This is a genomic window from Streptomyces sp. NPDC002888 (genome assembly GCF_042888465.1).
GTDB lineage: Bacteria > Actinomycetota > Actinomycetes > Streptomycetales > Streptomycetaceae > Streptomyces.
This window is the reverse complement of the sequence record NZ_JBIAPU010000049.1, coordinates 41,575-50,996: the sequence shown is the minus strand read 5'-3', so window position 1 is coordinate 50,996 and position 9,422 is coordinate 41,575. Positions and strand designations below refer to the sequence as shown.

General features: G+C 71.6%; 7 protein-coding genes. 3 read left to right on the top strand and 4 right to left on the bottom strand.

Going from position 1 to position 9,422, the window contains the following annotated elements; genetic code table 11:
• Positions 1 to 176 precede the first annotated feature (176 nt).
• Positions 177 to 2,405 carry a PQQ-binding-like beta-propeller repeat protein gene (locus ACFYWX_RS45990; protein WP_389431493.1) on the top strand — a complete coding sequence of 743 codons (2,229 nt, stop codon included), beginning with the start codon at positions 177 to 179 and terminating at the stop codon, positions 2,403 to 2,405.
• Positions 2,406 to 2,424: 19 nt separating this feature from the next.
• On the opposite strand, the gene nadA is transcribed toward ACFYWX_RS45990, so the two are convergent.
• On the bottom strand, positions 2,425 to 3,609 hold the full coding sequence (nadA, locus tag ACFYWX_RS45985; RefSeq protein ID WP_389431492.1) for a quinolinate synthase NadA: 1,185 nt from the start codon (positions 3,607 to 3,609) through the stop codon (positions 2,425 to 2,427).
• 241 nt (positions 3,610 to 3,850) lie between these two features.
• Between nadA and ACFYWX_RS45980 the strand changes: the two genes are divergently transcribed.
• A complete protein-coding gene (locus ACFYWX_RS45980) occupies positions 3,851 to 4,210 on the top strand; it encodes an iron-sulfur cluster assembly accessory protein (protein ID WP_389431491.1) in 360 nt (119 codons plus the stop codon).
• Positions 4,211 to 4,289: 79 nt separating this feature from the next.
• Here the strand turns inward: ACFYWX_RS45980 and ACFYWX_RS45975 are convergent, their stop codons facing one another.
• Complete coding sequence (locus tag ACFYWX_RS45975; protein ID WP_389431490.1) at positions 4,290 to 6,332, bottom strand: hypothetical protein; 2,043 nt, start codon at positions 6,330 to 6,332, stop codon at positions 4,290 to 4,292.
• Positions 6,333 to 6,456: 124 nt separating this feature from the next.
• The gene (locus ACFYWX_RS45970; protein ID WP_389431488.1) at positions 6,457 to 6,666 is read right to left on the bottom strand and encodes a hypothetical protein; all 210 of its coding nucleotides are present in this window, start codon (positions 6,664 to 6,666) and stop codon (positions 6,457 to 6,459) included.
• A 130-nt stretch (positions 6,667 to 6,796) separates the two neighbouring features.
• Between ACFYWX_RS45970 and ACFYWX_RS45965 the strand changes: the two genes are divergently transcribed.
• Positions 6,797 to 7,771: a carbohydrate kinase family protein gene (locus ACFYWX_RS45965; RefSeq protein WP_389431487.1), complete on the top strand. Its 975-nt coding sequence runs from the start codon at positions 6,797 to 6,799 to the stop codon at positions 7,769 to 7,771.
• Between the two features lie 4 nt (positions 7,772 to 7,775).
• Here the strand turns inward: ACFYWX_RS45965 and ACFYWX_RS45960 are convergent, their stop codons facing one another.
• Complete coding sequence (locus ACFYWX_RS45960; protein ID WP_389431485.1) at positions 7,776 to 9,152, bottom strand: cysteine desulfurase/sulfurtransferase TusA family protein; 1,377 nt, start codon at positions 9,150 to 9,152, stop codon at positions 7,776 to 7,778.
• Positions 9,153 to 9,422 lie beyond the last annotated feature (270 nt).

The following is a 9,422-nucleotide window of genomic DNA, read 5'->3' as shown; positions in this document are numbered from 1 at the left end:
GCGCGCTCGGCGCGCCCCGGGGGGGGGGGGCGGCGGGGGGGGGCGCGCCCCCCGCCCCCCCCCCCCCCCCCCCCCCCCCCCCCCCCCCCCCCCCCCCCCCCCCCCCCCCCCCCCCCCGCCGTGCGTTACGTATCCTGTGGCCTCGAACTGCTTCACGGGGGAAGGGGGTTCGGGCCGTGCCGTTGCACAGGGACGATCCGAGGTCGCTCGGCGGGTACAAGCTGGTCGACCGGCTGGGAGCCGGGGGCATGGGAGTCGTCTACCGGGCCAGATCGCGGTCGGGACGGGACGTCGCCGTCAAGGTGGTGCACGCCCAGTACGCGGAGGACGCCGTCTTCCGCACCCGGTTCCGGCAGGAGATCGAAGCCGTCCGCAAGGTGAGCGGCGCCTTCACCGCGCCGGTGATCGACGCCGACCCGGAGGCCGCGCGGCCCTGGATGGCCACGCAGTACGTGCCCGGGCGCTCCCTCGCCCAGCAGCTGCGCGACCGCGGCCCGCTGAAGGGCCCCGAACTGCGCCGCCTCGCGCTGGGCCTGGTGGAGGCGCTGCGGGACATCCACCGGGCCGGGGTGGTGCACCGGGACCTGAAACCGGCGAACGTCCTGATGGCCGAGGACGGCCCCCGCGTCATCGACTTCGGCATCTCCCGCGCGGCGGAGAACAACACCCTGACCGAGACCGGCCAGATGATCGGCACCCCGCCCTTCATGTCCCCGGAGCAGTTCACCGACGCCCGCTCCGTCGGCCCCGCCTCGGACGTCTTCTCGCTCGGCGCGCTACTGGTGTTCGCCACGACGGGCCGAGGCCCCTTCGACGCCGACAGCCCCTATCTGACGGCCTACCGGGTGGTCCACGACGAACCCGTGCTGGACGGTGTGGGGCAGCCGCTGCGGGAGATCCTGGAGCGCTGCCTGGCGAAGGAGGCCGCTGAGCGGCCCGGACTCGACGAGCTGGCACAGGACTTCGCGGCCGCTCTGCCCGAACCGGCCGCGGGCGAACTGCCGACCGTGACGCTGCGCCCGGACGCGTCGGACGAGCCGGATGCGACCGCCTCCCGCCTCGGGGCCGTGGCCGACCCGCCACCCGCCACTCGCCCCGGCCGTACCCGCCGCTCCCTGCTGGCCACGACCGGCACGGTCGGCGCGCTCGTCCTCGGCCTGACGGCCTACCTGCTCCTCGGACCGGGACTGTCGGACAGCCGGAGCGCGTCGACGTCCGAGTCCGCCCGGTGGGGCACGCTGCCCGAGGGCTGGCAACCCTGGCGGACGACGGTGTACGGGACCGCCGCGAGCGGTGTGAAGAAGGCGCTGGGCGGCGGACCCGGCGGGGCGTCCTACGGTGGGCTGTCCTGCGCCATGGGCGAGGGCTCCCTCTACTGCGGGGGAGGCGGCACCCTCCCGGTCCGCGTGGAAGGCCGGACGGGCAGGATCGCCTGGCGTTCGGACCCGCAGCTCTCGGGGGTGGAGCTGGAGACCTACGGCAGCCGGATTCTCGGCGTGCTCGACGGTGTGCTGCTGTACAGCCAAGCGGTCACGGACGACGAGCGTGGCGACGACACGGCCGGTGTCGTCGCCCTCGACGCCGACAACGGCAAGCGGCTGTGGTCGCGCACGGAGGAGTCGGACACCTTGGATGCGGCCGTGGTCGGCGATCTGCTCCTGACCCCGGACGGCAACCGAGTCACCGCCCGGTCGCCGCGCGACGGCACGGCACGCTGGAGTGCGACCCTCCCGTCCGGCTACGGCTGCGAGTTCCACGAGGTCGAGGGCCGCCCCTACGCCGCATGCACCGACACGGGGGAGAAGTCCACCGACAACGTGCTCGTCGCCATCGACCCGGCCGACGGCTCGACGCGGCGTGTGGGAATCCCGGACGTCGACGGTCACATCCTCGGCACCTTCGACGGCGACCTGGTCTTCGTGGAGTACGCCGACCGGGAATCCATGAGCGCCGCGGAGACGGAGTACACCACCGTCCTGCTGATCGACCCGGACACCGGGACCGTGCGGAAGAAGAAGCTTTCGGGCAGCCCGCGCGGTGAGGCGGCCCTGGTCCACGGCGTGCTGCTGTTCGCCTCCTCCAGCGGTCGGCTGGCCGCTGTCTCGCCCGAGACGGGCAAGCTGCTGTGGCGGACCTCGACGACCCTGCAGCAGCCCGGCGCTCCGGTCGCCGACGGACAGGGGCGCACGGTGTACGTGTCCAGCCCGAGCGGGCGCGCCGCCGCCCTCGACGCCCGCGAGGGCACCCTGCTGTGGGAGTCCTCCCCGCGGGCCGACCAGGTCGTAGGCGTCCCCTTCGCGTCGAAGGTCTTCCTCGACGAGGGCGCCCTGGTGGTGCTGGCCCCCGACGGCACGGTCTTCAGCCTCGACCCCGCTCACCCCGAGCGCAGGACAGTCTCGGGGTGAGGGAGGGGGAAAGCCGGGGCTACGGCAGCGCCAGCATCCGCTCCAGCGCCAGCTTCGCGAACGCCTCGGTCTCCTGGTCGACCTGGATGCGGTTGACGAGGTTGCCCTCGGCCAGGGACTCCAGGGTCCAGACCAGGTGGGGCAGGTCGATGCGGTTCATCGTGGAGCAGAAGCAGACGGTCTTGTCGAGGAAGACGATCTCCTTGCCCTCGGGAGCGAAACGGTTCGCCAGGCGGCGGACCAGGTTCAGCTCCGTGCCGATGGCCCACTTGGAGCCGGCCGGGGCCGCCTCCAGCGCCTTGATGATGTACTCCGTCGAACCGACGTAGTCCGCGGCGGCGACCACCTCGTGCTTGCACTCCGGGTGGACCAGGACGTTCACGCCCGGGATGCGCTCGCGCACGTCCCGCACGGAGTCCAGGCTGAAGCGGCCGTGCACCGAGCAGTGACCCCGCCACAGGATCATCTTCGCGTTGCGCAGCTCGTCCGCCGTGAGTCCGCCGTTCGGCTTGTGCGGGTTGTAGAGGACACAGTCCTCCAGGGACATGCCCATGTCCCGCACGGCGGTGTTGCGGCCGAGGTGCTGGTCGGGCAGGAACAGGACCTTCTCGCCCTGCTCGAAGGCCCACTCCAGGGCCCGCTTGGCGTTCGACGACGTGCAGATCGTGCCGCCGTGCTTGCCCGTGAACGCCTTGATGTCCGCGGACGAGTTCATGTACGACACGGGCACGACCTGCTCGGCTGTGCCGGCCTCGGTCAGCACGTCCCAGCACTCGGCGACCTGCTCGGCCGTCGCCATGTCGGCCATGGAGCAGCCGGCGGCCAGGTCGGGCAGGACGACCTTCTGGTCGTCGCCGGTCAGGATGTCGGCGGACTCCGCCATGAAGTGCACACCGCAGAAGACGATGTACTCGGCCTCCGGCCGTGCGGCCGCGTCCCGGGCCAGCTTGAAGGAGTCACCCGTCACGTCGGCGAACTGGATGACCTCGTCGCGCTGGTAGTGGTGGCCGAGCACGAAGACCTTGTCCCCGAGCTTCTCCTTGGCCGCGCGGGCGCGCTCGACCAGGTCCGGGTCGGACGGGGAGGGGAGGTCGCCGGGGCACTCCACACCCCGCTCGCTCTTCGGGTCGGCCTCACGGCCGAGAAGCAGCAGGGCGAGGGGCGTCGGCTGTACGTCGAGCTCCTGGGTGGGGGCGGTGGTCACGACACGCACCCTTTCTACTTTTCGTCGAATTGACGTTATCTATCATAACCGCTTCACGTCACGTTGACGATGCCCATAGCGTCGATGTGACATGAATCCCGACGGCACTTTTGACTCCCCCGCGCGTGTGCGAGCATGAAAGGGCAAAAAGGGGAAGACAAGTCCTCGGCCCGGAATGAATCCGCGGCCCCGACGGTTGCAACCGTCGGCAAGCAGTCCGTACAACCCGGGAGAGATGTAGATGTCCGTATCGGACGAGACCAGCACCGTCACCGACGACGGCATCATCCTGTCCGACGCCGCAGCGGCGAAGGTCAAGGCCCTGCTCGACCAGGAAGGCCGTGAGGATCTGGCGCTGCGCGTCGCCGTTCAGCCCGGCGGTTGCTCCGGCCTGCGTTACCAGCTCTTCTTCGACGAGCGTTCCCTCGACGGCGACGTGGTCAAGGACTTCGGTGGCGTCAAGGTCGTCACCGACCGGATGAGCGCCCCGTACCTGGGCGGCGCCTCCATCGACTTCGTGGACACCATCGAGAAGCAGGGCTTCACGATCGACAACCCGAACGCGACGGGCTCCTGCGCCTGCGGCGACTCCTTCAACTGAGCCCGACCGCTCCGGCCGGCCCCACGCGAAGGCGGCGGCCCCTTTCGAGGGGCCGCCGCCTTCGGTCGTGTTTCAGGGACTACCGCGCCGACGTCTCCGGCAGCCGCGCCCCGGGCTTCTCCAGCGGGACCGCCTTGCCGTCCGTCCCGACCACCTTCCGGTCGCCGAGCGGCGCGTCCAGCTGCACGGTCTGGTGGAAGACCTTGGCGATCATGATGCAGACCTTGTCCCGGTGCGGCGTCTCGGTCACGGTGACGGTCACCTCGTCCCCGCTCTCCTTCGCCGTCGTCTTGTAGTCCGAGCACACCCCGCCGGTGAAGCTCACGGTCAGCTCCCTGCCCTCGGCCGTGTAACCGTCCACCTGGACGTCACGCGGCGCCGCCGTCGCGTCGTCGCCGGGGCCGCTCGGCCGCGGGCTGGGCTGCCCGGACGGCTCACTCGTGATGGTCGAGGTCAGGTACTTCGGGTCGACCGCCGGATACGTCATCGTGGAGACGTCGTCCGTCCCCGGCGTGCGTACCTCGAACAGCCACGACGGCACCAGCGTCTGCTGCCCTCGCGCGGTGTGCGACGCCAGCCCGAACACCGCGTCCGTGACCGTGGCCGACTCCGATCCCGACTCCGTCGCCGGAGCGTCGGCCGACGACCCGCACGGGGCCTCCAGCCGGTCCTTCAGCGGTACGGGGCTGGCGCAGCCGCCGATGCCCATGCGGTGGTCGCCCCCCGGCGCCGTGTTCAGCAGGTCGAGCGTCTGCTGCGCGCCCAGCACCGGATACGTGTCCCCCTTCACCGGCGCGTCCAGCTGGCCGCTGCCGCCGACGACCTCACCCTGTACGCCGACGGTCAGCCCGGTCGTCCAGCCGTAGGTGGGCAGTTCGTCGACCAGGGGATCGGCGTTGACGACCCGCTGGGCGCCCATGACCTGGCTCGCGTCCACCTTCGCGTCGTCCTGGCCCAGCGCCTTGAGGATCGGCGCGGCCGCCTTCTTCGCGGCCTCCACGCTCACCGGGTCGGCGGCCGGGGACACGGGATCGTGCGTGCAGACGGCGGCGCCGCCCTTGCAGTTGTCCGTGCCCGGCGCGTACCGCGTGAACGTCCAGGCGCCCGGCGCCTGCCGGTCCACCTGCAGACTCGGTCCCTCGCCGGCCTTCCCCGGACCGACCTTCCAGACCTCACCCTCGGCCACCGGCGTCCCGTCGACACCGAGCGCCTCGGCGAGATCCGCCACCTGGTCCTTGGTGACCTCGCCCTTCGCCCAGTACACGGGCGCGGAGTCAGGGCCGTCCGGGAGCTTGCCGTCCGCCTTGTACGTCTGGCCGTACGGGTTGGGCTCACCCGGCGCGATGCCGTTGCTGCCACCGCTCGGGCTCGTCTCCGAGTAGCCGTCCAGCGCGAGCGTCGGCGGAGTGCCGTCCCCGCCGGGCGCCCCCGACTCCGTACGGCCTCCGGACCCACTGGACGCGTTCGCCGCGAGATACGCCCCACCGCCCCCGACGAGCAGCACAGCGGCGGCGACGGAGGCGATGATCGCGGGGGAGCGACGACGGGCGTGCAGGTCTGCGGGGTGTTCGCCGTGGGTGACGGAGGGCGCGTCGGACTCGCTCGGACCGACGGCGGGCTCGTCACCGGGCGCGGCGGCAGCGGCGGCGGCAACAGCTTTCTCGGCGCCGGGCGCGGCGGCGGTGGCCTCGGCAGCGGCGGCAGCGGCGACGTCTTCTTCGGCGCCGGGTGCGTCCTTGGCCTCTGCGGCGGCGGCCGCGTCCCCGACCTCTTCGGTGCCGGGTGCGTCCTCGGCCTCTGCGGCGGCGGGTGCGGCAGCCGCTTCCTCGGCTTCGGAGGCGTCCTGGGCCTCTTCGGCCTCGGGGGCGGCACCGGTCTGCTCAGGGGGGTCCTCGGCCGTGGGGGCGGCGTCGGATTCCTCTGCCCCGGAGGCGTCCTCGGTCTCGGCGGCCGCGTCGGTCTTCTCAGCCCCGGAAACCGCCTCGGCGCCTGCCTCGGTCTCCGCCCCGGCCTCGACCTTGCCCTCTCCCGAGCCGACAGCCCCCTTCTCCTCCCGGGCATCCTCCGGAACCAGGCCGGAGGCGCCCGTGGAGTCGTCGTTCTCGGGTCGCTCGGTGTTCACCGCATCGCTCCTTCGGCTGCACTGCTGTCGTATCCCGCATCCTCTTTACGGGGGACAGCGATGGGACGCAGCGGGGGAGCGCACGGTTCCCTCACCAAGCGCCCGTGCCCTCGAAGGGGTCGGTTCAGTCCCCGTAGTCCGCCATCGCGTCCAGCAGCCGTGCCGACGACGGCGGCACGGTCACACCATGGATGAGTGAGGGGGAGACCGGAGCGGACACGATCCGGTCGGGAGCCGTCCAGTGCGGCACCATCCGGGCGCAGTCACCGAGCAGCGACGCCAGGTCGACCTCGATGTCGGCCGGGGCGGGGGCATGGACCGTAAGGTTCATCATGACGGCACCGTATGCACACGGAAGCGTGCGAAGAAAGATCTACTATCGGGTAGTTTTGCCTGCTTCAGAGCCTGGCGCGGACCCGGTAGCGTGAACTGTCAATCCGTCTCCCCGCAGGAGAGTCCACGCCGTGCGCATCGCAGTCACCGGCTCCATCGCCACCGACCACCTCATGACCTTCCCCGGCCGCTTCGCCGACCAGTTCGTCGCGGACCAGCTGCACACGGTCTCGCTGTCGTTCCTGGTCGACCAGCTCGACGTACGCCGGGGTGGAGTGGGCGCGAACATCGCCTTCGGCATGGGCCAACTGGGCACACGGCCGATCCTGGTGGGAGCCGCGGGCTCCGACTTCGACGAGTACCGCGCCTGGCTGGACCGGCACGGCGTCGACACCGAGTCGGTCCGCATCTCCGAGACGCTGCACACCGCCCGCTTCGTCTGCACCACCGACTCCGACCACAACCAGATCGGCTCGTTCTACACGGGCGCGATGAGCGAGGCCCGCCTCATCGAGCTGAAGACCGTCGCGGACCGCGTCGGCGGTCTCGACCTGGTCCTCATCGGCGCGGACGACCCGGAGGCCATGCTCCGCCACACCGAGGAGTGCCGCTCCCGCTCCATCGCGTTCGCCGCCGACTTCTCCCAGCAGATCGCCCGGATGAACGGCGAGGAGATCCGCATACTGCTGGACGGGGCGACGTATCTCTTCTCCAACGAGTACGAGAAGGGCCTCATCGAGTCCAAGACGGGCTGGACGGACGAGGAGATCCTCGCCCGCGTCGGTCATCGGGTGACCACCCTCGGCTCGCGCGGCGTCCGCATCGAGCAGGTCGGCGAGGACCCGATCGAGGTCGGCGTCCCCGACGAGGAGCGCAAGGCCGACCCCACCGGCGTCGGCGACGCCTTCCGCGCCGGCTTCCTCTCCGGTCTGGCCTGGGGCGTCTCCCTGGAGCGCGCCGCCCAGGTCGGCTGCATGCTGGCCACTCTCGTCATCGAGACGGTCGGCACCCAGGAGTACCAGCTGCGCCGCGGCCACTTCATGGACCGCTTCACCAAGGCCTACGGCGACGACGCCGCCTCCGAGGTCCGCACGCACCTGGCCTAGTCGGTCAGGAGACCCGGCGGACCACGTAGGCCGAGCCCTGGTCCGCCGGTTCCTCACCCACGTACTCCTGTCCCCGCATCTCGCACCACGCGGGGATGTCGAGCCGGGCCGCCTCGTCGTCGGACAGGACCCGTACCGTGGCCCCCACCGGCACATCGCCGATGACCTTCGCCAGCTCGATCACCGGGATCGGGCAGCGCTTGCCCAGCGCGTCCACGACGAGCAAGTCCTCCCGCACGACCGTGGCCGACGTCGGCGCGCCGAGCTTCTCCCGCACCGTCGTCACCGTCTCCGGGAGGACCGAGAGGAACCGCTCGACGTCCTCCGCGGGCGTTCCCGGCGGCAGCGACACCCGTACGTTCCCCTCGCTCAGCACCCCCATCGCCCGCAGCACATGGCTCGGCGTCAGAGTGCTGCTCGTGCAGGACGACCCGGACGAGACGGAGAAGCCCGCCCGGTCCAACTCGTGCAGCAGGGTCTCCCCGTCGACGTAGAGACAGGAGAAAGTCACGACGCCGGGCAGTCGGCGCACCGGGTCGCCGACCACCTCGACGTCCGGGACGAGCTCCGGCACCCGTGCCCGGATCCGGTCCGTCAGCTCACGCAGCCGTACCGCCTCGGCGGCGGCCTCCGCACGCAGGGCCCGCAGCGAGGCCGCCGCGGCCACGATCGCCGGGATGTTCTCGAACCCGGCGGCCCGCCCCGACTCCCGCTCGTCCACCGGCCCTTGGGCCGCGAACCGGACACCCTTGCGCACGACGAGCAGCCCCACACCCGACGGACCGCCCCATTTGTGGGCGCTCCCCGTCAACACCGACCACTCACCCGCCACCGGCCCCCACCCCAGCGACTGCGCCGCGTCCACCAGCAACGGCACCCCCGCCTCCCGGCACACGGCGGCCACCTCCGCCACCGGCTGCTCCGTCCCCACCTCGTGGTTGGCCGACTGAAGGCACGCCAGAGCCGTGTCCGGCGCAAGCGCCTCCCGGTACGCCTCCACGGTCGCCGCCCCCGTCCGCAGCACCGGCACCCGCGTCACCGCTCCGCCGTCCGCCTCGAACACCTCCGCCGAATGCAGCACCGAAGAGTGTTCGACCGCTGACACGATCAGGTGGCGTCCCACGCGCCGCCGCCCCGCCAACACCCCAGCGATCCCGGAGTGCACAGCCCGCGTCCCCGAGGACGTGAACACCAGCTCGTCCGCCCGGCACCCCACCGCCTCGGCAGCGGCCTCCCGCGCGGCGTCAAGCAGCATCCGCGCCCGCCGCCCCTCCCGGTACAACCGCGCCGGATCGGCCCACCCCTCGTCGAGCGAAGCCTGAAGAGCCTGCCGGGCAACGGGATGAAGAGGAGCAGAAGAAGCAGCATCGAAGTAGGACACACAGCAACGCTAAGCGCCCTCAAGGGGCGCGGGGAACCGCGCGAGCAACCATGAACCACTGCAACTCGCCACACAGTCCGCACCTCCGAGCTATTGGGCGCCGCACCTCCGGGCTATTGGGCGCCCCTTCTCACCCCGTCAGAGTGACCGGCCACGCGTATGCCCCCCTCCCCGCGAACCCCCGGAGGGCGTCGGCTAGGGTTTGGTCCGCATAAACATCCAAACCCCTGCCCGACGCAGGGCGGCGACCGACCAGCGAGAAGGCAGGCC

Coding starts and splice junctions, on each gene's coding strand:
- ACFYWX_RS45980 (WP_389431491.1), top strand. CDS start 3,851: ATGTCCGTATCGGACGAGACCAGCACCGTCACCGACGACGGCATCATC.
- ACFYWX_RS45970 (WP_389431488.1), bottom strand. CDS start 6,666: ATGATGAACCTTACGGTCCATGCCCCCGCCCCGGCCGACATCGAGGTC.